The organism is Nonomuraea sp. KM90, from assembly GCF_052246675.1.
Lineage (GTDB): Bacteria > Actinomycetota > Actinomycetes > Streptosporangiales > Streptosporangiaceae > Nonomuraea.
The window spans coordinates 1-784 of record NZ_JBQQCB010000402.1 but is presented as its reverse complement, the minus strand read 5'-3'; the positions used below and the strand labels follow the sequence as shown (position 1 = coordinate 784).

Below are 784 nucleotides of genomic sequence, written 5' to 3'. Positions count from 1 at the left end.
GCCAAGTTCAAGCGGTCCAACCAGGGCACCTCGTTCAACCAGAAGCCGATCGTGGCCGAGGGCGACCGGGTGGAGGTCAACCAGGTCATCGCCGACGGTCCGTGCACCGACAACGGCGAGATGGCGCTGGGCAAGAACCTGCTCGTGGCGTTCATGCCGTGGGAGGGCCACAACTACGAAGACGCGATCATCCTGTCCCAGCGGCTGGTCCAGGACGACGTCCTGTCCTCGATCCACATCGAGGAGCACGAGGTCGACGCCCGTGACACCAAGCTGGGCCCCGAGGAGATCACCCGGGACATCCCGAACGTCTCCGAGGAGGTCCTGGCCGACCTCGACGAGCGCGGCATCATCCGGATCGGCGCCGAGGTCGTGCCCGGCGACATCCTGGTCGGCAAGGTCACCCCGAAGGGCGAGACCGAGCTGACCCCGGAGGAGCGGCTGCTGCGCGCGATCTTCGGCGAGAAGGCCCGTGAGGTCCGCGACACCTCGCTGAAGGTGCCGCACGGCGAGCAGGGCAAGGTCATCGCGGTACGCGTGTTCAGCCGCGAGGAGGGCGACGAGCTGCCGCCCGGTGTCAACGAGCTGGTCCGCGTCTACGTGGCCCAGAAGCGTAAGATCACCGACGGCGACAAGCTGGCCGGCCGCCACGGCAACAAGGGCGTCATCTCCAAGATCCTGCCGGTCGAGGACATGCCGTTCCTGGAGGACGGCACCCCGGTCGACATCATCCTCAACCCGCTCGGCGTGCCCGGCCGGATGAACGTCGGCCAGGTCCTGGAGA

The 784-nt window shown here is 67.6% G+C and carries 1 pseudogene; it reads left to right on the top strand.

Annotated elements, in window-relative coordinates:
* Window positions 1-784 (top strand): annotated as a pseudogene (locus ACTWPW_RS64455) (DNA-directed RNA polymerase subunit beta); the annotation flags it as partial.